This is a genomic window from Brevibacillus fortis (genome assembly GCF_003013395.1).
GTDB classification, from domain to species: domain Bacteria; phylum Bacillota; class Bacilli; order Brevibacillales; family Brevibacillaceae; genus Brevibacillus; species Brevibacillus fortis.
On record NZ_PXZM01000036.1, the window covers coordinates 239,508 to 263,934 of the forward strand.

Genomic DNA, 24,427 nt, shown 5'->3' on the forward strand with positions numbered 1-24,427 from the left:
GCTCTACCAGTTAAACCATTTGAGTAGCGCAAGCACTTCTTGACGCTTGGCCTCAGGTAGCTTGTCGAGTCTACGCAAGAGAAGATCGATTCGCATGCGCTGTTCCACTTCGGATTCAGGTACCTTTTTCCCCTTCACCCATTGTCGTTTCAGGCGGACGGGATCAATATCAGAGATGATTCGAAGCAGCTTTCTTTCCAACAAATCTAAGGAAGCCATAGGTGAAACCCTCTTTTTCGTTTTAATCCGTTTCTTCTATTATAGCACGGGTACATAAAGAAACCATGATTGGCGCACAATGGTAAAGGTGTTGAATATAACCCTTTGTAGGAGGCGTATCGATTATGGCGAAGCCGGATGACCGTTCTGACAACGCAGAAAAGCTGCAAAACATGATTTCCAATACGGAAGAAAACATTCGCGAGTCCGAAGCTTACCTGGCGGCTAATGCTGGAGAGATTTCTGATGAAGAAAGAGCAAACCTCGAAGCAAAAAATCAGCGTCGTGGAGAAAGCATCGAGGGATATCGTGCGGAAATCAAGGATGAATCTTCGCAGGCATAAACTTGCTACCAAACGTCTGGCGCCAACTATGCGTCAGGCGTTTTTTCATTCTATCGGGCAAAAGTGCAACAAAACATGATTTGTTTTACGAAACATGGTAATCTGTAATGGTACAAAATTGAATAAGAGGAGAAAGACTTATGAAGCGACCAGAAGATACACGCGTCGTTGTCGGCATGTCCGGCGGAGTCGACTCCTCCGTGACGGCTTACCTGCTTAAGCAACAGGGATATGACGTCATCGGCATCTTCATGAAAAACTGGGATGATACCGATGAATTCGGCCACTGCACGGCGGAAGAAGACTTCCAGGATGTCCGGCGCGTCTGTGAACAGATCGGCATTCCATATTACACGGTAAACTTTGAAAAAGAATACATGGACAAGGTATTCCAGTATTTTTTGGATGAATATAAACGGGGACGTACACCGAATCCGGATGTCATGTGCAACCGTGAAATCAAGTTCGGTGAGCTTCTCGGCAAGGTCATGGATCTTGGGGCGGATTATATTGCCACCGGCCATTATGCGCAGGTCAAGTACATCGACGGCGAGTACAAACTCATTCGTGGAGCTGACAATAACAAGGACCAGACATACTTCTTGAATGTATTGGGCCAAGAACAGCTGTCTAAAACGATGTTCCCGATTGGTCATCTCCCGAAACCTCAAGTAAGAGAGATCGCGGAGAAAGCAGGACTCTATACAGCGAAAAAGAAGGACAGTACAGGGATCTGCTTTATTGGAGAGCGCAACTTCCGCGAGTTCCTACAAAACTATTTGCCTGCTAGACCAGGAAATATCGAGACAGTAGATGGAGCAGTCATCGGTACGCACGACGGACTGATGTACTATACATTGGGTCAACGACAAGGCTTAGGGATAGGCGGAGGTCATGGCACGAGCGGACAACCTTGGTTTGTTGTAGACAAGGATTTGGAGCGGAATGTCCTGATTGTCGGTGAAGGTTCTGATCATATTCGTCTGTACTCGAAGAGCCTCCTGGCAACCAACGTTAGCTGGGTGAGTGATAAGAAGCCTTCCGAAACGTTTACTTGTACAGCCAAATTCCGTTATCGCCAGCCAGATCAGGGAGTAACCGTTCACCTGATGGAGGATGGAACTGTAGAAGTTGTTTTTGAACAGCCGCAAAAAGCGGTGACACCTGGTCAAGCCGTCGTCTTTTATGATGGGGAAGTATGCTTGGGTGGCGGTACGATAGACAAGGTACGCTTAGTCGATAAAGAGAACTAAGATAGACGGGGGAAGCGCTCGGTGGATGCTACGAAAAAATCAAAAGTGATTATCGTATCGTTTTTGTCTGCGGCTGTTCTCTTGGGGATCCTCGCTTACTTTGGGATGGCCTCCTTGGGACAAGAGCATATGGCGACGATCCATAGTGTCATCAAGGAGAAGGGCGGGGTTGTTACGACAGGTGGAGTGACAGCGGTTCCTCTGGAGGAAAGTCCATTTACGAACAGTGGAAAAGGTAATACGATCTACCGTATCCTCTATACGAAAGATGGGCAACAGCTGACGGCTTGGTATCGTGCTGATAACAATTCCTCTATTAAAAAAGAGCCCGAAGCATGGATTCTACCGTAAAAAAGGATAAACCTGACTGGGAGAGTGAAGGCATCACATGACCCAATACGATGGACTGCGTGAGCTGGCTGAACTGATCCGAAGACTCGAGCCAGAGTTAGCGGGTGCACAATTAAGTATTCTTGCTCATGAAAATAAAGAGGAAATCGCAACGCTATTAGTGGAAGGATTCGGTACGAAAGTTTCTGTCCAACATAGCTCCGGCGAATATGCGAATCATTTGGCGATTTTGCGGGTAGGGGTGAACAAGTACACCTTTGCGCAGGATTGGAGAGAAGTGTACATCAGTGAAATCAATTACTGCGCGTGTCGCATACCTCCAGGGGCCCATGGATTGTTGGTTCACCATATCGATTATCCCGGCGTGATTTATGATGTCTCACAAAAGCTGGCCGACCATCAAATCAATGTATCCAAGCTGAATGTATCGCGCGAGCAAAAAGGGAAGAATGCCCTGCTTATTTCTGTGACCGATGAAGAGATTACACCGGCGATTGTATCTACCATTGAAGAGTTGCCCAAAATCATCAAAGTGCTATCTCTACAGTAAGCAAATCAGGATAAAAAAACTGCCCGATTTTAGCGGGCAGTTTTTTTCGTAGCGAATTTGAGTCCATGGCTAATTAAGACTGGCAATACGGACGAATGAGTTTCGTCAGCAAATTCTTTAAAGGAAGCGTTGATTTGACCTTTGCCCATGGAAGACAATCGTTCGATCATCGCCAGAGATTTTTCTTTGACCAAGAATCGGCCATCGTTTTCCAATTCCCCAATGGTAAGAAGCGCATGGACGTTGAGGTCATCGGTCAGCAGGGTCGGCAATTGACTCTCCTTCGCAAGCAGTACGCTCTCATTCCAGTGGATGGAAGGACTGCCAGCTATATATCGCTGAAAAGCATGTGGTCTCGACAAAAGTACATGCAAGACAAACAAGCCACCTAGCGAATGTCCAAAAATCGCTTGCTGCGTCCGATCGATGGGGAAGTCGCTTTCAATGCTAGGCTTGAGCTCCTCCTCCAAAAAGGTGAGGAACTGCTCAGCTCCCCCCATCTGAGGCCACTCAGATCCTCTTGGGTTGCCAGGAAGCTCTGAGACGGGAACCTCATACGTGTAATCAAAGAAACGGGCAGGATGGAACGGCCCGTCTGTTGGATATCCAATCCCGACGACGATAGCAGGACACACGCCGGTTCGCTCAGGACCGCGTGATTGTATCCGTATCGCTTCTGTCATGGTTGCAAAAACAGAGTTGCCATCTAGCAAATATATGACGGGAAAGCCTGATTCCGGAGGGGGATCGGCAGGTATACTTACGAAAATGTGATAGTCACGCTCTTGATAAGTCATGATTTTACTGTAAGAACGAGGAATGACAACAGGTTGATAGTCGGTGCTTTTCATGAGGGCTACACTCCAATCTCTCCAAGGCTAACCAACACGCACAAAATCTATTATATGGACGGAAACCAGAGATTGGCAATAGCCGAAAAAGGAGAATAGTTAGTTTTCGAAAAGAGCGCATACTGATCTTGACTCCTACGATATATTGAGGTAAAGTAAGTTTTACCAACTACATATTGATGCGGTGAGGTGTTTACCAGTCAGATCTGGTAGACTTAATAGGGAAGTCGGTGAGAATCCGGCGCGGTCCCGCCACTGTAATGAGAGAGTTCCATTTGCGAGAGAATGCCACTGATCATGAAGGATCGGGAAGGTGAAAATGGAGCGATGATCCAAAAGCCAGGAGACCTGCCTAACCGCTTGCACTGTTTAACCTACGGGAGATAGGGAAGTGTTCGAGCGCTCAATTCGCATTGGCGAATTGCTAGATGGAAGTCATCACGCGCATTCGGCATGTAAAACGTCGGATGCGCTTTTACTTTGGCTAAATAACATACATACAGAGTAAAAAAAGCAGGATAGGATGAGGGACATGTTAATCGCTTATGATTCAAAAACAGGAAATGTCCGAAGATTCGTCAACAAAATTAATTTGCCACATGTGGAAATTGATCAAGATATGGTGGTGGACGAGCCATTCATTTTGATTACATACACGACGGGATTCGGACAAGTGCCGGAGAAGGTGGCGACGTTCCTGAAGCGAAATCATGTTCATCTGCGCGGGGTATCCGCCAGCGGGAACCGCAACTGGGGGACTAGCTTTGCCAAAAGTGCGGATACGATCGCAAGCCAATATGGCGTTCCGGTGATTTCTAAATTTGAACTGTCCGGTACCGGCCGTGACGTGGAACAATTTACGAGTGGGGTGGCAGCAATTGCGGCATATTGAATTGAACAACGAACTGATGCAGCGTGGCAACGACGGATTTTACCAACTGGAAAAGGATCGGGAAGCGGTTGCGGTCTTCATGGAAGAAGTGCAGTCCAACACGATGACCTTTGGCAGTGTCAAAGAACGTATGGACTATTTGATCGAGAATGATTTCTATGAAAACGTCTATGAAACTTACACTGTTGAACAGGTCGATGAAGTTTTCCGTTTGGCCTATGACGCTGATTTTCAATTTGCTTCGTACATGGCTATCTCCAAATTTTATAAAGATTACGCTTTGAAAACGAACGATAAATCGATGTATTTGGAGCAGTATCCAGACCGGGTGGCCGTTGTGGCACTGTCCCTTGGACAAGGTAACTTTGAGCTCGCCAAGCGTTTAACGATTTCCATGATGGATCAACGCTTGCAGCCAGCAACACCAACCTTCCTGAATGCAGGCAAAAGCCGCCGTGGAGAAATGGTCTCCTGCTTCCTGCTCGAAATGGATGATGCCCTGAACTCCATCAACTTTATTCTGGGAACTTGTATGCAGCTATCCAAAATTGGCGGCGGTGTAGCCGTGAACCTGTCCAAGCTTCGCGGACGAGGAGAGCCGATCAAAGGCGTCGAGGGCGCAGCAAAAGGTGTCATGCCAGTTCTCAAGCTGTTGGAAGATGCATTTTCCTACGCGGATCAAATGGGACAACGCAAAGGCTCGGGTGCAGCGTACTACAACATCTTCGGCTGGGATATCAACGAGTTTCTCGATTGCAAAAAGATCAATGCGGATGAAAAAGCACGCATCAAAACGTTGTCCATCGGCCTGATCGTACCAAACGTTTTCTACAAGCTGGCTGAGGAAAACAAGCCATTGACTGTGTTTGCTCCGTACTCCGTGTACAAAGAATACGGCGTGCATCTGGATGATATGGACCTCGATGACATGTACGAGGAACTCTTGGCAAATGATCGAATCAAGAAAAAGACCGTGATGAGCGCACGCGAGATGTTGACCAAAATCGCGATGATCCAAATGGAATCGGGCTACCCGTACATCATGAACAAAACGAATGCGAACAACAACCATGCGCTGAAAGATCTCGGATCAGTGAAAATGTCCAACCTGTGCACGGAAATCTTCCAGCTGCAGGAGACTTCGACGATCACCAATTACGGCGAGATGGACATCATCCGTCGAGATATTAGCTGCAATCTCGCGTCGCTCAATATCGTCAACGTGATGGAACGCAAGATGATCCGTGAATCCGTCCACGAAGGGATCGAAGCCATTACAGCCGTGAGTGACATGACGCGTGTAGAAAACGCTCCAGGCGTTCAAAAAGCGAACCGTGAGCTGCACTCAGTAGGTCTCGGGGCGATGAACTTAAACGGCTATCTGGCAAAGAACAAAATCGCCTATGAGAGTGAAGAAGCGAAAGATTTCGCTCGTACGTATTTCATGATGATGAACTTCTACTCCTTGGAAAAGAGCATGGAAATTGCTAAGGAAACAGGCCAGACCTTCTTGGGCTTTGAACAATCGGAATATGCTAAAGGCACTTATTTTACCAAATACGTGACGAACGATTACAGCCCGCAGACGGAAAAAGGAAAGCTCCTCTTCGATGGGATGCACATTCCGACGCCAGCGGATTGGGCGGAACTACAGCAAAAGGTGCAAAAGCATGGCGTTTACCATGCGTACCGTTTGGCGATTGCACCGACACAGAGCATTTCCTACATTCAAAATGCGACTTCTAGCGTGATGCCAATCGTCGAGCATATCGAAACGAGAACGTATGCCAACTCTACGACGTACTACCCGATGCCGTACTTGTCGCAGGAAAACTATTTTTACTACAAATCGGCGTATGTCATTGATCAATTCAAAGTGATTGATCTGATTGCAGAAATTCAAGAGCACGTCGACCAAGGAATTTCGACTGTGCTGCACGTGAACAGCAATATTTCTACCAGAGAACTGGCTCGCTATTACATTTACGCAGCGAAAAAAGGTCTGAAGTCACTCTACTATACGCGTACGAAGCATTTGACTGTAGAAGAGTGCATTAGCTGCGCAGTTTAGGGAAACCGATTCATAAAAAGGAAAAGCATCAAGCAAAAAGAGAAGAGGAACGCCATATGAAAGCAGTCAATTGGAACAGGCCGGACGACGATTTTACGATGACGTTTTGGAATCAAAACATCATGCAGTTCTGGACAGATGATGAGATCCCACTGTCAGATGACAAGATGTCCTGGATGGAGCTCAGTGCGACTGAACGGGAAACGTATAAAAAAGTATTGGGCGGTCTCACCTTGTTGGACACGGTTCAGGGTGGGGTAGGGATGCCGAAGATCATGGAGCATGTCGATGGACTGCAAAGAAAAGCGGTCCTCGCCTTCATGGGCATGATGGAGCAAATCCACGCCAAATCGTACAGCAGTATTTTTACCACGCTGGCAACGACTGAAGAAATTGACGGTATTTTTTCGTGGGTAGAAAACAATCCGGATCTGCAAAAGAAAGCGGCCCTCATCTCTAAACGCTATCAGGAAATCGAGAAACCGAAAGACTTGTACATGGCAATGGTAGCGTCCGTCTTCTTGGAAAGCTATCTGTTTTACAGCGGCTTCTTCTATCCGCTCTATTTGGCTGGTCAAGGCAAGATGACAAGCAGCGGAGAAATCATCGACCTGATCGTTCGCGACGAGAGCATTCATGGACTTTATGTCGGCGTTCTCGCGCAAGAAGTATATCAAGGTTTGAGTGTAGTCGAGCAGACCGCAGCAAAAGAGGAGCTGTATGCCCTTTTGCATGAACTGCAAGAAAATGAAGAGGCCTATACGACTTCGTTGTATACGCAAATCGGATTGGCTGACGAGGTTCATGTGTATGTGCGCTACAACGCGAACAAAGCGTTGATGAATCTGGGGCTGGAGCCGCTATTCCCGGAGGAAGATGTGAATCCGATCGTGCTGAACGGTATTCGCACGCAGACGAAGCAGCATGACTTCTTCTCGAAAAAAGGAAATGGCTATGTCCGTACCTTGAACGTAGAGCCATTGACGGATGACGATTTTCGTTTTTAGTATGACAAAAATTGGATTCTGTGTTACTGTATGAAAAGAATGTTGCCTTGCTAGTTTTTAAGGGCACTTCACATAATCTTACAACTTCATAGGAGTGGGAACAGGTTCTTTGGTCAGAAAGAGCGACCAAGGATGAAAAGGGAAGTCGGTGAGAATCCGACACGGTCCCGCCACTGTATGAGGGGAGTCGGCACATTTTCAGCCACTGATCTAAACGGATTGGGAAGGCATGTGCAGATGATGATCCCAAAGTCAGGAGACCTGCCTGTTTCGACGACACTGCTTAACCTACGGGAGATAGGGAGGTGTTAGGATGCTGTGATCTCAGTGCTTATTTGGCATTTCTAACGTTCTTTTTGATCGTTGGAGATGCCTTTTTTATTGGGCGGATTCGAGTCAAGATCGAATAAAGAATGGAGAGGAAGCTCATGAAAAGCAGCAATTTGGGATATCCACGGATCGGGGAGAACCGGGAGTGGAAAAAGGCATTGGAAGCATTTTGGGCAGGCGCCATCGATGAGGCGAGCCTGGTTCAGCAAATGGAGCAAATCCGTCACCAAAACCTGTTGCGTCAGCAGGAAAAAGGGGTTGAACTGATCCCTGTGGGTGACTTTACGTACTATGATCACATGCTGGATATGGCTGTGATGTTTGGAATGGTCCCTAAGCGTTATGAATACGAGGGAGGTCCGGTTTCCTTAACGACATACTTTGCCATGGCTCGCGGTTCGAAGGAAGCGGTAGCCAGTGAAATGACGAAATGGTTTAACACGAACTACCACTATATCGTCCCGGAGTTCGGTGAACGACAACCAGTCATAACGGAGAACAAGCCTCTCCAGGCATACTTGGAGGCCAAAGAAAAGCTCGGAATCATCGGAAAGCCTGTCATCGTAGGCCCGTATACGTTTGTCAAATTGTCTAAAGGATATGAGAAAAACGAATTTGAGTGCGTCATGGATCAACTTGTTCCACTCTACATAGACGTTCTCCGGGAATTGGAGCTACACGGCGTGGAATGGGTGCAAATCGATGAGCCTGCATTTGTACTGGATGTCTCGGAGCATGATCGCGCCATCATCAAACGCATCTATGCGCAAATCGGTGAGGCTCTACCGCATCTACAGTGCATGCTGCAAACCTATTTTGAAGCAGTCGATTGGTACAAGGAGCTGGTTTCCTTACCAGTAAAAGGAATCGGTCTTGATTTTGTACACGGAGCGAAGCGCAATCTGGCCAATCTGAAAACAAACGGGTTTCCAGCAGACAAGATTCTTGCGGCGGGAATCATCGATGGTCGAAACATATGGCGTGCGTCTATTGAGGAGAAATGGGAGCTAGTCAAAGAACTATCCGAGATTGTACCACTCGAAAAGCTGTGGCTCCAGCCGTCCAGCAGCTTGTTACATGTACCTGTATCGGTTGAAGGAGAGGGTGACTTGCCAGAGGAAGTCGTACCTGCATTGGCGTTTGCTGACGAAAAGCTGGGGGAAGTACAGCTCTTAGTCCAAGGAATCCGATATGGAAAATATGTGATTTCAAAAGAGATCGCCCAAAATGAAGCAGACTTGCTCAAGGTGGCACTCTCCCCAGCAAGGAATCGACAGGAAGTGAAGAAGGCTTTACGTCAACTGGCTGCTGAAAATCCTGAAAGAAGTGTTCCTTATCTCGAACGTCGAGAGATTCAACAAAAGATGTGGAAGTTGCCATTGCTGCCAACGACTACAATCGGAAGCTTCCCGCAGACGTCGGAGGTTCGCCAAGCCCGACAACAGTTTAAAAAAGGGAACTGGACAGTGGAGCAATACGATGCTTTCATTCAGGCGCAAATCAAGGAATGGATCGATATACAAGAAGAGCTGGGTCTGGATGTCCTCGTCCATGGGGAGTTCGAACGAACAGATATGGTGGAATATTTTGGCGAAAAGCTCGATGGCTTTTTGTTCACGAAAAATGGCTGGGTTCAGTCATATGGTTCACGTTGCGTGAAGCCACCAATTATTTACGGAGATGTGGAGTTTGTTGCACCGATGACGGTCAAGGAAAGTGTGTATGCAAAATCCTTGACAGAAAAACCAATGAAAGGCATGCTAACAGGTCCTGCTACCATCTTAAATTGGTCATTTCCTCGAGTCGATGTCTCCAGACAAGAAGTGTGCGATCAAATCGCATTGGCATTGCGAAAAGAAGTAGAAGCCTTGGAAGAGGCGGGGATTCTCATGATTCAAGTCGATGAACCAGCACTTCGCGAAGGATTGCCGCTGAAAAAAGAAGAGCAAGCAGCTTATCTCGAATGGGCTGTCAGAGCGTTTCGTCTAGCGACCTCCACTGTTGCGCCGAGAACGCAGATTCATACACATATGTGCTATTGCGAATTCCATGATTTTATGGATGTCATCAGCGAACTCGATGCCGATGTGATTTCGATTGAAACTTCCCGAAGCCACGGAGAGCTCGTGTCTGTTTTCGAAACAAGTACGTATGACAAAGGTATCGGGCTCGGTGTATACGATATCCATAGTCCCCGAATTCCAGCGGTTTCAGAAATGGAAGATATGGTAGCACGGGGTGTACAAGTACTTCCGCCAGGTCAATTTTGGATTAACCCGGATTGCGGGCTGAAGACAAGAGGAAGGGATGAAACGGTTCAGTCATTGCGCAACATGGTAGCGGCAACGAAGGCGATTCGGAGTCGTTTGACAGCTCAGTCGCAAAGATGAACATCATGGGAGGAGCCATACAAATGATGACGGAATCACGACCGATCCAACAATCGAGGACCTTTTTGACGGATCTCGTCTTTCCACCGGATACCAATCACCACCATACCATTTTCGGCGGGAAAGTCATGGCGTATGTGGACAAGATCGCCTGCATTGCTGCGATGCGACATTGCCGTAAGCCTGTTGTCACTGCGTCCAGCGATTCCTTCGATTTTCTTGCACCAATCAAGACGGGGGAAGCGATCAACCTGGAAGCATATGTTACTTGGACCCATAAGACATCGATGGAAGTATTCGTGAAGGTGGAATCAGAGAATTTGTTGACGGGGGAAAAACGGATAACAGCCCGTGCCTATTTGACGATGATTGCCCTCGATGATGAAGGAAAGCCAACAGTTGTTCCAGGTGTCATACCTGAGACAGCGGAAGAACGCATGCAGTATGAAAAAGCAAAGGAACGCCATGTATTGAGAAGGAAGCGGAAGGTAGAGATGTAAGTAAAAATACAATAGATGCCTCTGGTCAGCTTGCTTGCAACAGATCACCGGGGGCATCTTTATTTTGCATGTACGCTAAAAATCTTTGAAATACTTGCCCTGTTTTACACATATATACATCCCTCAGTGTATTCTTAATTACTTTGATTAAAACACAAATGACCCGCAAGGGGGCACTTTTCCACCATACGGGTCACAGATCACCCTTGACGTAAAGGCGGTTTTTTTGGGAGTGTTAGAAGTAAATTTAAGCGGAAAAAAGCAGCCCATCCTAGCTTTTGAATTGCTAAAATAGGCTGCATTTTTTTGTGCTATTGTTCAAGTAACATTTAACTTATGTGGTACCAACACGTCCTCGTCGATTAACACGAGGGCGTGCTTTTTAATGATATTATCTTGAAATGTTGGAATAATATGTGACACAAACAATTGCCCCTCCGTCTTACCATTGGTAAGGTCAAACCGAACTTATCCACAAATCTGAACACTTTTTGGAGGTGCCCAATGAAACTCAATCCATCGATGATGTCGGTTATAGCGGCGTGCTTACTTGCCTCTGCACCAGCATGGACTACCCATCAACCAACGGTACAAGGAGCAAGCGATGTGAAAAAGGAAGAGACTCAAAAAAATGATTATTCCCAATATGTTCAGAATTCTCTGGACAAGCTATTTGAGGCGATTCCAGAGTTGAAAGGTTATCGACTAATAGATAAACATTATGAGGAAGACAGCTTTCGCGGTTATCCGTCACCGATCTGGAGCTTGAACTTCACCAACATGCCAAAAACAGATGAAACAGAAGAGTATGACGCATACTCTTCAGTTAGCCTTGAGCTGGATGCGCATACGGGCCGACTGCTTTTCATGGATATCCAAAATCCAGCATGGGCATCAACCGATTATCCGGAAGAAAAGCTTGCCAGAGACAAGGCTTCAACTTTTATCGAGGACTTATTCGGTACGGAAGCAAAACAGCTGAGGGACGAACAAAAACTCAGCAGAGGAAAAGCAGGATCAGGTGACGGGAAAGGCAACAAGCTGGAATGGGCTCGCTCCACCGTGAAATACCACTCTCTCATCAATGACATCCCTCTGTCCAACAACTCTATCTCCGTATCCGTTGATCATGCTGGCCATATTATTCGCTATGAAGCGTATGATTTCATCGGTCCTAGCGAAGTGAACTGGCCTGATCCGAAAAAAGCGATAACACTTGAGGAAGCTAGCAAAATCTATAAGGACAAGATTAAGATTGACCTGGTATACATATCGAAGCAGCCGATTTCCTATGCTCAAAATGGAAAACCGGCAGAAAAAAAACCGATGCTTATTTATCAACTGAATACCATTGGTTGGATCGATGCTCTAACCGGCAAAGTCATAGGGGAAGAAGCTGAACTGGTAGAGGAGGGTGTTCGTGTAAAAGGAGAAGGGAAAAGCATCAAAATAGCTTCCCGCGAACAAGGAGAGAAATGGCTGAAAACGCAGTTTGGTATTGATGTTTCAGGTGCGACCTTTGAATACGATGATCACAAGGACAATCTTTTAGAAGGACTTCAGACAATCGAATCCTATCGTTGGATGAACGATTCAAATAAAGGTACGCCTGCATTTGAGCTGGTGAGCCTCACGACAGATGAACAGAGTGATCGGCTCATCGACTTCGATCTGAATTTGTCAAACCAACGAAAATCAGAGTTGAAAATTAGTGTAGAGAAAGCGAAGAATAAAGCGATCGCAGCACTCGTACCTTATCTTGACCCGGCGTTAACTGAGCTCTCGCTTATCGTAGAGACTCCTGAAGAAGATATTCCAGAGTGGGTAGACAAGAGCAAGCTGGATAAGGAAGAGGATAAAGAGTATTCATTCACTTTCCTCGGAAAACGCAACGGGATCGAAGTATCTGACGAGTCTTATATGGTGGGTGTAGACAAGGCAACGGGTACAATTACAGAGTTAAACCTCCAGCCTCTCAAACCGGGCATTACCCTTCCAGATTCTAAGAAGATTGTAAGTGCAGCAGAAGCAAAAGAATCGATTCAACAAGAAATTGACCTGGAACTGGTCTACGTGTGGGAGCAGTATGATGGTCAAAGAGCTCCCAAACCGCAGTTGGTCTATCAGCGCAAATGGAAGAATGGATATAGCTTTATCGATGCTTCGACAGGGGAGCTCGTCAAGGTGTCCCGCCAATAATTGACGCAACAGCCGATTTGCTCTCACAGCAATATCGGCTGTTTTGGTGCGCCTAGCATTGGCGTCGTCTCAAGGTGTTCGATGAAAATATTGTTTTAGACTGTGAAAATAAAGTATTCGACTCGATAAAATATAGTTATAGACTCACACGAACTTGGCCACCAGTCTACAACTTATTTTTCAAAGGGAAACGAATATGAAGATAGAAAACCGCTTAAAATGAACATTTGCAAGCCAGAATCAAATGTACACGCCGAAGTGAAGAGTACCAAACCAAGTGCAACAGATGCAGACAAAAGATTATTAAATGTTTTTCTCACAATTAATTAAACCTCTTTCAAATAAATACGAATCTACATTCCAATCTTGTGATCTCTCAATAAGGCGAATCGTTTTGCATATTGGGGTTGAGCAAGATACGTGTATCCTGGCCAAACCCCTGAGTAGCTTTTCAAAAGAGTAGTGCTGCTCCTATTTAGGATTAATGAAGATTGTTAATCCAGTCAGAGACATCTGCAATTACCTGTGAATCAACATGAGCGGGTATATTATAAATACTACCGTCAAATTTATCCGCAGAGCCACCTGGCATGAAAAGGTGATTCAATCCTGGATAAAGTTTCATACTCACGTTGTTTTTACCGGCTACAGCTTCTTGCCACAGTTTAAAATCTACTTGAGTTGAGACATGAAAATCACTTGTCCCTTGAATGATAAACATAGGTATGGTAAGATTATGGGTGATGCTAACTCCATCAATAGCATTCAGACTTTTCCAGTAACTAGTGGGGTAGCCTAGTAAAACACCGGAGTTCTCAGACGGATCAAGTTTTTTAACCTTCTGTACTTCTGATTTTATCTTGTCCAATTCCGCTTTTTTCTGTTCTTCCGTTAGAGTTGTATCTTGTGCCAAGCGCATTTTAGTTTGGGACAAAACGGCATCTTCTAAGCGGCTCAAGGTACCTGCCATTGAGACAAAAGCTTTTATTTCTGGGTTGTCCTGCGCAACTTTTGGTCCCATTAGACCACCTTGGCTGTGACCGATCAGATAGATTCTGTTGTTATCAATTCTTGTATCTTCTTTGGCAAGTCGAACAGCATCCTTAGCATCAAACAAATATTCAGTTTCAATGTCCGGGACGATCTCATTAGGATAGGCGTAAGAGCGTTTGTCAAAACGGATAGAGGCAATCCCTCTATCAGCAAGGCCATGTGCAATATCCGCTAAGGGACGATTAAGACCTGTGCCAATAATCGAATCCATATTATTAGGACCGGAGCCAGAGAGCAAAATTGCTACAGGTGGCTTTTCTATTCCTTTTGGAAGAGTGAGCAACCCATTCAATTTTTTCTCCGAATTCCCAACCTTAATCGAAGATTCCGCCCATTTGTCGCTTTGTTGTGGTTTAACTATGAGTGGCTGCAGTTGACTTTGAATGTCGGATACTTTGCCATTCTCCGTATACACAAAAGTAGATTGCAAATTAAATTTTCGATGTACGGTAGTAATAGATAATCTCCCAGTTTTGTCATCCAAATTAAATGCTTCGGATTCAACATCTAGAGCAGATCCTAATTGAGCGAAAAGATTGTTCCACTTTTTGGCAAACTCTTCCTTTGACAGTTTACTAGCCATTTCATCCGTTACATTTACATATAGTTGATCGAAATCTTGCTTTTGAAACTGCTCTAAATAGGCAGCGCTTTTTACTTTCAAAGTCTTTTCATCAAAACGTTGAGTTGCGCTTTGATTTTGTGAAAGTTCATTAGGCATTGACGGAGTCGTGGAGCATGCTGCAAGCGAGAGTACGATTGCACCCGCAATAATAGGTTGGAAAAATTTGTTCATTATATTACCCTCCATTTATAAGTAGTTTCATAGTGTGTACAGCAGAAAGCAGGGAGTAGAGAAGTGCCTTTGGAGTCTAACTGATTTAGATTCTTTTGCGACTCACGGCCAGAACACATAAAATATAGACAACAACTGATACCCCAAGACAACCTAAGATTTGAATGACCGCGTTTGGAGTAAAGATTAAAGTATCGAATATTGAGACCAATACTTTTCTAAGTGAAGCAATCGGTGTAAATACACTAATGACGGCTACAATTAAAATATTCGTAAGCCAGCCATACCAAGTTCCTTGGATAGTAGTAAGTGTGTGAACAATCAAAGCAACCATGAACAAGAATACAAAGTGGCGAATAAAGGCAACAATAGCACCATTGTTATTCCAACCAAAGACTGTAAATGGATTGGCGACAACGCCATTGGTACCTACAGGCAGGGATTTATCTAAATAAAAGTAACAAAACGCAGTAAATAGAGAAATAACGAAAGAGAAAACAACATAATTGATTACGACACCTCTCGTATAATCGAGCTTCTTCACGTTAAAATTCATAAGCTTTCGGAAATTCCTTGCGGGTATTAGAATAGCACTTATTAAGATGATGAAATAGGAGTAAAAACCAAAGCTAAGCGAAAAGCCCCCTTCATTAGATGTATTGAATAGATTATTAATGATATAGCTGATTAGTTGTAGGCCGATCAGCCCTAAAAAAATGAAGTAAGATAATTTGACCTTCTTAAAATTCAATTTTGCTACTGCTAGTGCATTCATCTTTTATTCCTCCTCATTCTATGTTTCTTCACGAAAGCCTTTTTATTCTTCCCCAACAAGACTAATGAAGAAATCCTGTAGACCCAATGGCGAAACCATTACCATATCTGTATCCTCAATTGGCTTGTCAAAAATGTATTGCGATACAAATCCACCCACTTTCTTTGCACCGATTATATGCAGACCTTGAGTCAACTGCTCGACGACTTTAGCCGGACCTGTTACGGAATAGGCCATTTCATCAATATCGGTAGTATCGGCATATAATTTGAGTTCTCCCTGGTCAATGATAAGGAGTTTTTCTGCTACTCTGGAGATTTCATCTATCAGGTGCGTGGAAACAATAATCACTTTTTGTTTCTGTTCGTTACAATCCTGTAAGAGGTCGTAAAAATTTTTACGAGTGATAGCATCAAAGCCTAAAACCGGTTCGTCCAGAATAATTACTGCTTTGTTGCTGGCCATACCAAGAATCGTATTGACCATAACCTTCATCCCAAAAGATGCTTGCTCATATTTTTTGTTCAAATCAAGTTTGAATCTTTGAGAAATCTCGGTTGCAAAATGGATATCAAACTGACTATGCAATTCTTTTGCCGTCTTAAACAAATCCTTAATACGCATGTTAAAATGCTCTGCATCACTAGCAACGAAATGGACTTGCTCCGGCATATGAAGCATATCCACTGGATTTCCGTTCACTGTGACTTTACCGGAGCTAGCATTATGGTGACCTGCAATTAATTTGAGAAAGGTCGTTTTGCCTGCTCCGTTTCTACCCAGCAGACAATAGATGCCGGGTGAATCCAGGGTTACGGAAAAGTTCCGTAACCCAATGTTTTTTCCATAATTCTTGGTTACATTGGATAGACTAATCATCGATTTCCTCCTTTATTAACTTAATAATTTCGTCTCGTGAGATACCAATTTTCACCGATTGTCGCAGCGTATCTAACAGTTCTTTTTTCCTCTCATTCAATATGATTTGCTTTGCTTCGTGAGTGACTGCCATTCCGATTCCACGCTTTTTGTAGAGGACCCCTTTATCTGCGAGAATACTAACAGCCTTTACCGATGTAGTTGGATTTACTGAGAGAAGTTTAGAAATTTGAGTGGTTGAAATAATCAAGTCATCCGGGTTGTATGTTCCTGATAAAATGTCATTTTCAATCATCTCTGCAACCTGTGCAAATACGGGTTTCTCAGTTCTCATTGCACCACCTGTATTTCTTAAGGTTATATGGTTAATGGTTCAAGTCACTAACCCAATTTACAATAGACCTTTACACATGTCAAGTTGGATATTTGTGGTGGGTGCTCGTCAATGTAGGACGGTGATAGTGATGCAATTTGTTCATAACAGGTGCAGCGTCTTGAGTGTTTTCAATAATAATCTTTGGTATAAAGGTAAGAAAATCAATGATTAATCTATATTTTGTACCTTTTCCTTGTTCAATAATGTGTAGTTAGCATCAGCGTAAAGAGGTGTTACTAACCTCTAATGCCAAATATTACACATGCGTATTTCTCTTGGAGCCATCTTTAGTACAGAGGGTGAGGAAGGTGTTGGAGGTAGTGGCAAAAGCTTAATAAATATGGTATCCGATCTGTAAAACTAAAACGAACTCATAGGAGAAGCGTAATGGGACCATTTGAACAAGTCTAAAAAATTGTATTCTATCCTCTAAAGAACTGTTTAGCATTAATGATCTCGAGGAAGTCATGCATTTTTATAAGCATGCTGAGTATGATATGGCGTTTGAGGGACTCTTAATTGAGCTTATTAGTGTACGACGATACCCATCTAATTTTGATTATTTGGAATGGATAGAACTTGGGAAGCACTACCAACTGGATAAATACGCAGTATTCGATGAAATGATATGGGAGAAATTCATGCAATGGGGCAAATCATACTGTTCAAGATAACTGATAACTACTTGAACTTACGGGTTTGATAACGTAAAAACACACCAAGTCAAAGCTGCCGAGAAGATGATCGGTAGCTTTGTTACGCTCCCTCGAAGTGATTCAGTATCCTCACTCAAGCTCATGAATTCGCAGGATTTCACCCTTATGTAAGTGTGTTAGAAGATTCAATGGAGGCGCTTGTGGCTTGGGGAACATAAGAAGGGCATGCGTAAATAGAGGTGAGATGCAATCACCCAAATTGTTCCATTTGTGCACGTCTCCACCTCGCCCTAGCGATTTTCGCTCCCATGTCTCAACGGGTCTAAGTCCTTTCATTCCTTCGTCACATCTAAACTAAGGGGATGGAGGTCGGTCTTTCTAACGGAACGGGTCCGAGCCCTTTTGCGTAACGTCTCCCGATACTCCGTGCTTCTTTAACATCCTGCGAATACATGAACTGGTGAGAAGAAGCTGATTTTATGCTGCCTGCGGAAATACTCTGGTCGGATTATAAGCTTCGCTGCTTTTTGCAAGACCGATAAGCATGCGCGCTACTTTACCGCATAATTTCATAATGGATTTCATTCTTTTTAGTTTCTTTTCTTCAACATTGTAGCGGTGTAAAGCTCGAATTTCTGGATTGGTCATCACCATGCACATTGTCATGAGATAAAGGAAATGACGCAGACGTGGGCGGCCGCGTTTGCTAAGCACCATCTTTCCTTGCCATTTCCCAGAACTTGCTTCAGCTAGGTTTAAGCCTGCATGCCGTAGTAGAGCATTTCCGTGTGCAAAGCCGCTTAGATCGCCGGCCTCGCCTAGAACACCCGCTAAGCCCGTTACATTAACGCCACGAATTTCGAGTAGTTTCTTCGCATAAGGAATACATTCAAGGATGAGATGGAGCTCACGCTCTATTTGTGCAAGTTGACGCAACGCCAAATCATATTCCTCAAGCAGTTGACCCAGATGAAGTTTGTAAGCGTGGAGCGCCTGGGTAGTGCCAACACTGCATTTTGCTAGTGCAATGAGTTGCTCTGCTCGTTTAACACCAGCATGACGCTTCACAAACTGCTTCCAACCGGCAAGGACTTGATCAGTGGATAATCGACTGATTTCTTTCGGTAAGGGAAAGAGTCTGAGTGTTGCGATAGAACTGGTGCAGGTAAGGATTTTAAAGACCTGACGCAGTTCAGGAAAGACAATGTCGACCCAGCGATGAATTTGATTAACAGCGCTGTTTAGGCGTTTCGTAACTGTTTCCCGATTAGCCATTAGAATACGTAGTCCCTCAAAAGTTTCCGAAGGAAACCGAACAGGGGAGTAATATCCGTTTTTTACCATATCTGCAATGACAAGCGCATCCTTACGGTCGCTTTTAGATGGGGTATTATCCTGATTTTCCTTGTTCTTTTTGACGAGATGGGGATTTACTAGAACGACCTCAATGCCTTGAGAAGCAAGCCAGCGAGCCAGACTCAGCCAGTAATGACCGGTAGGTTCCATACCGACAATGACTTTGTTAAGTGTATAGGTTTTGAATAGATCCTGGATCCAGCGGCCAAACTGCTCAAAGCCTTCAAGATGGCTATTAAACGCAAGTGGGGTACCTAATGCAATTCCACGGAAACTGACGGCACGAGCCACGTGAGTGTCTTGAGCAATGTCTACCCCGACAACTAGGTGATGAACAGTAATGTTTTCAATTAGTTGATTTTGCTTGTCCTGTGCCTTAAACTTCATAGAAGAGCGACCTCCTGATGGGTTTTTGAGGCTATGACCTCGTGTGCAACCCCATCTTACCGAGGCGCTCGTTTTTGTTCAAACGCCATATTATTCGTTTTACAGGAATCTAACGGGCAGTTACGCTCAACGAATTTGGATTATAATAGAATGATTAATTTGATGCAGAGGTGATAGGAGTGCTAGGGCTACCCAAAGGTAAAGTCTTTCTTATCGCTTGGACGGCAGAGTGGGAGAAGGAATTTATAAGGGAGAAAACACAGATAGAAAATGAACTTGGCGAACTTATCTTGGCAGTCCACCATATAGGCAGTACGGCTGTGAAAAACTTATCGGCGAAACCTATAATTGATATTGGAATTGAATTAAAAGATTATCAACATGGGAGTGAATGTGTCCAAGGCTTAGAGAGGCTTGGATATGCTTATAGGGGAACAAACATACTTCCCGACAGACATTATTTCAGTAAGGGTGAGCCAAGAACTCATCAAATTCACATGTTCCAAACAGGCAGTTTGTATCTAGAAAAGATACTTGCATTTAGAGACTATTTATTGAAAAATGACGCAGCACTAAACGAATATCAAGAGTTGAAAGTGAAACTCTCCCAGAAACACGAAAAAGATAAACTACTGTATACGGATGAAAAAACTGAGTTTATAAATTCAATTTTGGACAGTTTAGGATTCAACTAACGGGACACGATAGTTGAACTGATAGAAAGGCGGACACATATTATACATATATATTATGTGTCCGCCTTTTATTTTACTGTATTTTTTTAATTTAGGTCTTGATAATACGGTTTTCCTACAGGGGTTTGTCCTTGTTATGATTTTCAGTCATGTTTGAAGCCTTTCGATTAACTACCATATTCTATAATTAGAAGTCATGGAATGGTACCCTACGGTTTTAAGGATTGACTTCTAGGAGTTAAGGTGGTGATTGGCTTAATCCAGATGAAGCTGAATAGTGTAGCTTGATATTAGCTTAATTTGAATCTAAAGTATCATTGATCGTGTCTTCGTGCAAAAGTATCTACCAACGCACATGAGTTCAGATATAATAAGAATATACGTTCCTATTCTAGCGAGGTGTTCAATGATGACAAGGAAAAACGATGTCGTAATCAAAAATCATCGAACCAAGTACCCCAATCCAATTACACTTGTAGAAGGACAAAGAGTTCGAATGGGAGAGCTGTATGATGGTCCGGAAAATTGGCACAATTGGCGGTATTGCTACACCGTGGATGAACAGTTGCAGGGCTGGGTACCAGAGCAAATCATTGAAAAAGATGGAGAGATTGGGATATTGACCGCTGCTTACACGGCAAAAGAGCTAAATGTGGACGCTGGTGATCGCGTAATCTTTCTGCATGAGTTAAACGGATGGAGTTGGTGCGAATTAGAGAGCACAGGGGAATGCGGTTGGATTCCAAATGAATGTCTCAGTACGGAACAATAAAGAGAAGAGAAGGGGCCTTCCAACTGGGGAGGTCCCTTTTTACAGACTGCCAAAATGAAGCATAAACTACATTTATCGAGAAGTATTGAAGTCATTCATTGCAAGAGATATACTATTCTCAAAATTAAAACAAATTAGAATGATAAAGGAGCTTCAGCATGGCACAACTCGTAAAAGAACGGATTCGGAAGCAGTATGGGAAGCTGACAGCAAGCCAAAAAATCATCTGTAAGATCGCTATTGAAAAGCCAAGCCTACTAGCGATCCATACCGCCAAAAAAATCGCGGAGTTTACGAATACCAGTGAAGCGACTGTCATTCGCTTTTGTTATGCATTAGGTTACTCGGGATACACAGAGCTTCAGGAAGAAATCAAAAAGTCTCTTTTAATAGGAGACCAGAGGAAGGGGCCGATCCAGAAATATCGAGACACAGAGGTTACACTCGATCTGAGCAATTACGCACATCAAGTGATGGAGAGTGATATTGCGTATCTCCAACAAGGCTTGCAGCAAATTGACTACACGTTGCTCCAAGAGGTGGTCAAGAGCATCGTGCAGGCAAAACGAATCGTAGTGGTAGGCTTTCGTTGGTGCCATATCCCTGCAAAATGGTTGTTCCAGGCGTTGAATGCGATCAAAGGAAACACGCATCTGTATACGGGAGCAGTTGATAACGCGGATTACTTTCTCACCGAACGAGATCAAGAATGGCTAGTCATTGCGATTTCATTTCCTCGTCATCCTAGTGAGACGGTCGCAATGGTCCACTCAGCGAAAGAGCTGGGGGCGAAGGTTTTGGCGATTACGGAAGGCGAGCTATCCCCCATCAGTCAAGTCGCAGATCATCTTCTGAAAATCACCACACCGCAGCCTGTTGCCACTAGCGGAATGCCTACATTATTCTCCATACTGAATGTTTTGATCAAAGGCGTGATGCTCCACGATGCGGAAAATGTCCAGAAACGATTGCAGCACTATGATGAAATCAGCTCGAAGCTATATTCTTTTGTCGGAGAGGAAGAGGAAGACTTCTCGATCTATTGAGATCGGAAAGGTATGCAAAGGGAAAGGGGAATTCTGCCAATGATCAAGCCGATTTGGTTCACAGCGACTGGCGACAGCTTCATTACACGCAATCTGCCATACAAGGATCAAGCTTTTCAAGAAGTATCCCATTTGCTGCACCGTGCAGACGTACGTATTGCGAATCTGGAGACAACTGTACACGATAACGAGGGCTATCCCAGCGCGCAGAGCGGAGGCACGTGGGCGATGTCACCACCTTCCGTTTTGCAAGTCATGAAAGATTATGGCTTTAACATGATTGGCTGGGCGAACAATCATACACTCGATTATTTGTATGGGGGACTGGAAGCAACCGAACGGTATCTCAATGAGTATGGTTTTGTCCATGCTGGCGCAGGGAAAAATCTCGCAGAAGCGGGAGCACCGCGTTATCTCGAATGCGAAGGGGCCAGGGTAGCCTTGATCGCCGCGACGTCGACCTTTCATCCATGGTGGGCGGCCGGAGATCAGCGTTCGGATAGTATCGGCAGACCAGGAATCAATCCGATGCGCTATGTGATGACACATCACATTACGGAAGAAAAGCTGGCTGATTTGCAAGCTATTGCGGAATCAACGGACATTAACGCCTTCAACAAGCTTCTGATCGAGGAAGGCTTCATGAACGATCCGGGCAAGGAGATCTTTCTGTTCGGAAATGCACGTTTTATGGTAAGCGACGAAGAGGGGACGACTACCCATCCGCATCCGCGCGATCTGAACAGAATCGTGGGAACGATTGAGGAGGCAAAAAGGCGGGCTGATTACGTTATCGTGAGTATTCACGCTCATGAGATGAAAGGTGATGCGAAAGAGGTTGCGGCTGATTTCTTGCCTGTATTTGCAAAAGCTTGCATTGATGCGGGCGCACACGCTGTGGTAGGACACGGCCCCCATTTATTGCGTGGCATTGAAATCTACAACAATCGGCCGATCTTTTACAGCTTGGGAGATTTTATTTTTCAGACAGAAGCTGTTACGAGTCAGCCCGCTGATTTCTACGAGCACTATGGCCTGAACCACACCCATAATGTGGCAGATGCCTTGGAAGCGATGAGTGCCAACTACACACGCGGACTATGTGTGCACAAAGAGGTGTGGGAGTCGGTTATTCCCTTGTGGAAAATGCAAGATGGTGAACTGCTCGAACTGGAGCTGCATCCGATTGAATTAGGCTTTGATCAGCCCGTACATCGTATGGGGTGGCCGAAAATAAGCGGCGATACCTCGATCTTGGAGGGGCTCAAGACTTTGAGTGAACCATATGGCACAGTGATCGAGATCACGGATGGAATTGGGCGCGTGAGACTTTCAAAATAGTGGGGAGCAGTGGCAGTCTATTTCCTAGACAAATGGAGTGATTCACATGATGGCCAGAATCACAATGGTTATGTTGTTTGTGCTATACATGATCAATTATGCGGACAAAACAATTGCGGGATATTCTGCAGTGCCGATTATGGCGGAATTTTCGTTGAATGAGAAGGAATGGGGGCTTGTCGGAAGCAGTTTTTTCTGGTTTTTCTCCATTGCCGGGATTATAGGTGCGGCATTGTCGGACCGCATCGGGACGAAAAAAATGCTGGCAATCATGGCGCTGTCCTGGACAGTCATCCAATTCGGCGCTTATGCGATCGCAGGTCTGCCGATGCTCGTTGTTGCGCGGGTATTGCTTGGAATAGGCGAAGGGCCATTTTGGGCAACGGTTGTCAGCCATTTGAACAAATGGTTTCCCGAAGAAAAGCGTGGACTGGTTTATTCCACCGTGAACTTCGGTGCTTTCGTCGGTGCGGTTGCTTCGGCACCGCTGATCGTCGCGCTAATCGATAGCTATGGATGGCGATTTTCCTGGGCGTTTATGGGCGCACTCAGTCTGATATGGTTCTTGGTCTGGCTGTGGATTGGGAAAGAAAAGCCACTTGTCGGCGTAGCTCCTGCAAAAGTCGAAGCTCCTGCCTTGCCAAAAGCGAAATGGTCGGAAATATCCAGTGTCTTGCTCTCATCCACGTTTCTTTTCTGCTTTTTGATCTATTTCGCACAAATTTGGGGGACGACCTTCGCATCTGTATGGGAGCCTGTCTATCTCGTCAAGGTCTTCCAGTTTACGAATCAGGAAATGGCTTATGCGATTGCCGGCACGGGGCTTTTGGCTGGACTTATGACCATACTGATTTCTTCGATTGGTGATCGTTTCTTCAAGAAGCACCGCAGCTATCGTAAATCATACGTTCTAGTTGGCGGTGTTTCGATTATTTTAGGGGGACTGTGCTTTTACGGCGTTACCCTTGCTCAATCTACGGTACTTGTCTTGATCCTCCTGTGCCTGGGAAAAGGATTTGCTTTTTCTGTTGGTACAGCTGCCTCTGTCATTGTAAGCAGCTTGTTGCCGGAACGCACGGGACTTTTGGTCGGTGTGTTGTCCAGCCTGGTTACATTGGCAGGGATCATCTCGCCGCTGGTAACGGGCGCAATCGTTCAGTCAGCAGGAGATATTGGCACAGGTTTTGGTAACGCCATGATCGTCAACGGGTTGCTCTTTATCATTTGCGGCGTGCTTTTCCTGTTCTTTGTGAAGCGCAATGAACAAGCAAGTCAATCAGCACCGCCAATCTCCCATGTTTCATAAAAGTAATACTTTATAGGCTTGGCTCTAAGTGT

Annotated in this window: 22 protein-coding genes and 2 riboswitches; of the genes, 15 read left to right on the forward strand and 7 right to left on the reverse strand. The window is 44.9% G+C overall.

Translation table 11 applies throughout. From position 1 onward, the window contains the following. Positions 1-3: 3 nt before the first annotated feature. On the reverse strand, positions 4-219 hold the full coding sequence (locus tag C7R93_RS21755; protein WP_106840775.1) for a hypothetical protein: 216 nt from the start codon (positions 217-219) through the stop codon (positions 4-6). A 125-nt stretch (positions 220-344) separates the two neighbouring features. Between C7R93_RS21755 and tlp the strand changes: the two genes are divergently transcribed. From tlp to C7R93_RS21775, 4 genes are all read left to right on the forward strand, one after another. Further along, complete coding sequence (gene tlp / locus C7R93_RS21760; RefSeq protein ID WP_106840776.1) at positions 345-563, forward strand: small acid-soluble spore protein Tlp; 219 nt, start codon at positions 345-347, stop codon at positions 561-563. A 140-nt stretch (positions 564-703) separates the two neighbouring features. Next, the gene (gene mnmA / locus C7R93_RS21765; protein ID WP_106840777.1) at positions 704-1,816 is read left to right on the forward strand and encodes a tRNA 2-thiouridine(34) synthase MnmA; all 1,113 of its coding nucleotides are present in this window, start codon (positions 704-706) and stop codon (positions 1,814-1,816) included. Positions 1,817-1,837: 21 nt separating this feature from the next. Further along, positions 1,838-2,167: a hypothetical protein gene (locus C7R93_RS21770; protein ID WP_106840778.1), complete on the forward strand. Its 330-nt coding sequence runs from the start codon at positions 1,838-1,840 to the stop codon at positions 2,165-2,167. A 37-nt stretch (positions 2,168-2,204) separates the two neighbouring features. Continuing rightward, the gene (locus C7R93_RS21775; protein WP_106840779.1) at positions 2,205-2,717 is read left to right on the forward strand and encodes an ACT domain-containing protein; all 513 of its coding nucleotides are present in this window, start codon (positions 2,205-2,207) and stop codon (positions 2,715-2,717) included. A 29-nt stretch (positions 2,718-2,746) separates the two neighbouring features. On the opposite strand, the gene C7R93_RS21780 is transcribed toward C7R93_RS21775, so the two are convergent. Further along, positions 2,747-3,568: an alpha/beta hydrolase gene (locus C7R93_RS21780; RefSeq protein ID WP_106840780.1), complete on the reverse strand. Its 822-nt coding sequence runs from the start codon at positions 3,566-3,568 to the stop codon at positions 2,747-2,749. 170 nt (positions 3,569-3,738) lie between these two features. After that, positions 3,739-3,938: riboswitch (cobalamin riboswitch) on the forward strand. Positions 3,939-4,100: 162 nt separating this feature from the next. On the opposite strand from C7R93_RS21780, the gene nrdI reads away from it, so the two are divergent. From nrdI to C7R93_RS21810, 6 genes are all read left to right on the forward strand, one after another. Beyond that, entirely contained in the window at positions 4,101-4,460 is a 360-nt protein-coding gene (gene nrdI, locus C7R93_RS21785; RefSeq protein ID WP_106840781.1) for a class Ib ribonucleoside-diphosphate reductase assembly flavoprotein NrdI, read from the forward strand. Then, positions 4,447-6,531 (forward strand): class 1b ribonucleoside-diphosphate reductase subunit alpha, encoded by a 2,085-nt coding sequence (gene nrdE, locus C7R93_RS21790; protein ID WP_106840782.1) that lies wholly within the window; start codon positions 4,447-4,449, stop codon positions 6,529-6,531. Before nrdI ends, nrdE begins: the two co-directional genes overlap by 14 nt. A gap of 56 nt (positions 6,532-6,587) precedes the next feature. Beyond that, entirely contained in the window at positions 6,588-7,538 is a 951-nt protein-coding gene (nrdF, locus tag C7R93_RS21795; RefSeq protein ID WP_106840783.1) for a class 1b ribonucleoside-diphosphate reductase subunit beta, read from the forward strand. Positions 7,539-7,623: 85 nt separating this feature from the next. Next, positions 7,624-7,821, forward strand: a riboswitch (cobalamin riboswitch). A 145-nt stretch (positions 7,822-7,966) separates the two neighbouring features. Then, positions 7,967-10,258: a 5-methyltetrahydropteroyltriglutamate--homocysteine S-methyltransferase gene (gene metE, locus C7R93_RS21800; RefSeq protein WP_106840784.1), complete on the forward strand. Its 2,292-nt coding sequence runs from the start codon at positions 7,967-7,969 to the stop codon at positions 10,256-10,258. Positions 10,259-10,281: 23 nt separating this feature from the next. Further along, the gene (locus C7R93_RS21805) at positions 10,282-10,758 is read left to right on the forward strand and encodes an acyl-CoA thioesterase (protein ID WP_244191610.1); all 477 of its coding nucleotides are present in this window, start codon (positions 10,282-10,284) and stop codon (positions 10,756-10,758) included. 504 nt (positions 10,759-11,262) lie between these two features. After that, positions 11,263-12,957 carry a YcdB/YcdC domain-containing protein gene (locus tag C7R93_RS21810; RefSeq protein WP_106840785.1) on the forward strand — a complete coding sequence of 565 codons (1,695 nt, stop codon included), beginning with the start codon at positions 11,263-11,265 and terminating at the stop codon, positions 12,955-12,957. Between the two features lie 481 nt (positions 12,958-13,438). Here C7R93_RS21810 and C7R93_RS21815 read toward each other — a convergent pair whose 3' ends face one another. From C7R93_RS21815 to C7R93_RS21840, 5 genes are all read right to left on the reverse strand, one after another. Next, positions 13,439-14,806 carry an alpha/beta hydrolase gene (locus C7R93_RS21815; protein ID WP_208637842.1) on the reverse strand — a complete coding sequence of 456 codons (1,368 nt, stop codon included), beginning with the start codon at positions 14,804-14,806 and terminating at the stop codon, positions 13,439-13,441. 85 nt (positions 14,807-14,891) lie between these two features. Continuing rightward, the gene (locus C7R93_RS21820) at positions 14,892-15,581 is read right to left on the reverse strand and encodes a permease (protein WP_106840786.1); all 690 of its coding nucleotides are present in this window, start codon (positions 15,579-15,581) and stop codon (positions 14,892-14,894) included. A gap of 42 nt (positions 15,582-15,623) precedes the next feature. Then, complete coding sequence (locus C7R93_RS21825) at positions 15,624-16,460, reverse strand: ATP-binding cassette domain-containing protein (RefSeq protein ID WP_106840787.1); 837 nt, start codon at positions 16,458-16,460, stop codon at positions 15,624-15,626. Continuing rightward, positions 16,453-16,794, reverse strand: coding sequence for a GntR family transcriptional regulator (locus C7R93_RS21830; protein ID WP_106840788.1), 342 nt, complete (start codon positions 16,792-16,794; stop codon positions 16,453-16,455). Before C7R93_RS21830 ends, C7R93_RS21825 begins: the two co-directional genes overlap by 8 nt. Before the next feature lie 1,175 nt (positions 16,795-17,969). Continuing rightward, positions 17,970-19,235, reverse strand: coding sequence for an IS110 family RNA-guided transposase (locus tag C7R93_RS21840; protein WP_106840790.1), 1,266 nt, complete (start codon positions 19,233-19,235; stop codon positions 17,970-17,972). A 179-nt stretch (positions 19,236-19,414) separates the two neighbouring features. Between C7R93_RS21840 and C7R93_RS21845 the strand changes: the two genes are divergently transcribed. From C7R93_RS21845 to C7R93_RS21865, 5 genes are all read left to right on the forward strand, one after another. Then, positions 19,415-19,930, forward strand: coding sequence for a GrpB family protein (locus C7R93_RS21845; protein ID WP_106840791.1), 516 nt, complete (start codon positions 19,415-19,417; stop codon positions 19,928-19,930). Between the two features lie 406 nt (positions 19,931-20,336). After that, positions 20,337-20,702: an SH3 domain-containing protein gene (locus C7R93_RS21850; RefSeq protein WP_244191611.1), complete on the forward strand. Its 366-nt coding sequence runs from the start codon at positions 20,337-20,339 to the stop codon at positions 20,700-20,702. A 158-nt stretch (positions 20,703-20,860) separates the two neighbouring features. Next, entirely contained in the window at positions 20,861-21,748 is an 888-nt protein-coding gene (locus C7R93_RS21855; protein WP_106840793.1) for a MurR/RpiR family transcriptional regulator, read from the forward strand. Between the two features lie 39 nt (positions 21,749-21,787). Then, positions 21,788-23,089, forward strand: a complete 1,302-nt coding sequence (locus C7R93_RS21860) for a CapA family protein (protein ID WP_106840794.1) — start codon at positions 21,788-21,790, stop codon at positions 23,087-23,089. A 46-nt stretch (positions 23,090-23,135) separates the two neighbouring features. Beyond that, positions 23,136-24,395, forward strand: coding sequence for an MFS transporter (locus C7R93_RS21865; RefSeq protein ID WP_106840795.1), 1,260 nt, complete (start codon positions 23,136-23,138; stop codon positions 24,393-24,395). Positions 24,396-24,427: the final 32 nt, after the last annotated feature.

Excerpts from the sequence above, each read along its gene's own strand:
- C7R93_RS21865 (WP_106840795.1), top strand. The coding sequence starts at position 23,136 with ATGATGGCCAGAATCACAATGGTTATGTTGTTTGTGCTATACATGATC.
- C7R93_RS21805 (WP_244191610.1), top strand. The coding sequence starts at position 10,282 with ATGATGACGGAATCACGACCGATCCAACAATCGAGGACCTTTTTGACG.
- C7R93_RS21810 (WP_106840785.1), top strand. The coding sequence starts at position 11,263 with ATGAAACTCAATCCATCGATGATGTCGGTTATAGCGGCGTGCTTACTT.
- mnmA (WP_106840777.1), top strand. The coding sequence starts at position 704 with ATGAAGCGACCAGAAGATACACGCGTCGTTGTCGGCATGTCCGGCGGA.
- C7R93_RS21820 (WP_106840786.1), bottom strand. The coding sequence starts at position 15,581 with ATGAATGCACTAGCAGTAGCAAAATTGAATTTTAAGAAGGTCAAATTA.
- tlp (WP_106840776.1), top strand. The coding sequence starts at position 345 with ATGGCGAAGCCGGATGACCGTTCTGACAACGCAGAAAAGCTGCAAAAC.
- C7R93_RS21755 (WP_106840775.1), bottom strand. The coding sequence starts at position 219 with ATGGCTTCCTTAGATTTGTTGGAAAGAAAGCTGCTTCGAATCATCTCT.
- C7R93_RS21840 (WP_106840790.1), bottom strand. The coding sequence starts at position 19,235 with ATGAAGTTTAAGGCACAGGACAAGCAAAATCAACTAATTGAAAACATT.
- C7R93_RS21825 (WP_106840787.1), bottom strand. The coding sequence starts at position 16,460 with ATGATTAGTCTATCCAATGTAACCAAGAATTATGGAAAAAACATTGGG.
- C7R93_RS21860 (WP_106840794.1), top strand. The coding sequence starts at position 21,788 with ATGATCAAGCCGATTTGGTTCACAGCGACTGGCGACAGCTTCATTACA.
- nrdI (WP_106840781.1), top strand. The coding sequence starts at position 4,101 with ATGTTAATCGCTTATGATTCAAAAACAGGAAATGTCCGAAGATTCGTC.
- nrdF (WP_106840783.1), top strand. The coding sequence starts at position 6,588 with ATGAAAGCAGTCAATTGGAACAGGCCGGACGACGATTTTACGATGACG.
- metE (WP_106840784.1), top strand. The coding sequence starts at position 7,967 with ATGAAAAGCAGCAATTTGGGATATCCACGGATCGGGGAGAACCGGGAG.
- C7R93_RS21855 (WP_106840793.1), top strand. The coding sequence starts at position 20,861 with ATGGCACAACTCGTAAAAGAACGGATTCGGAAGCAGTATGGGAAGCTG.
- C7R93_RS21780 (WP_106840780.1), bottom strand. The coding sequence starts at position 3,568 with ATGAAAAGCACCGACTATCAACCTGTTGTCATTCCTCGTTCTTACAGT.
- C7R93_RS21775 (WP_106840779.1), top strand. The coding sequence starts at position 2,205 with ATGACCCAATACGATGGACTGCGTGAGCTGGCTGAACTGATCCGAAGA.
- C7R93_RS21850 (WP_244191611.1), top strand. The coding sequence starts at position 20,337 with ATGATGACAAGGAAAAACGATGTCGTAATCAAAAATCATCGAACCAAG.
- C7R93_RS21830 (WP_106840788.1), bottom strand. The coding sequence starts at position 16,794 with ATGAGAACTGAGAAACCCGTATTTGCACAGGTTGCAGAGATGATTGAA.
- C7R93_RS21815 (WP_208637842.1), bottom strand. The coding sequence starts at position 14,806 with ATGAACAAATTTTTCCAACCTATTATTGCGGGTGCAATCGTACTCTCG.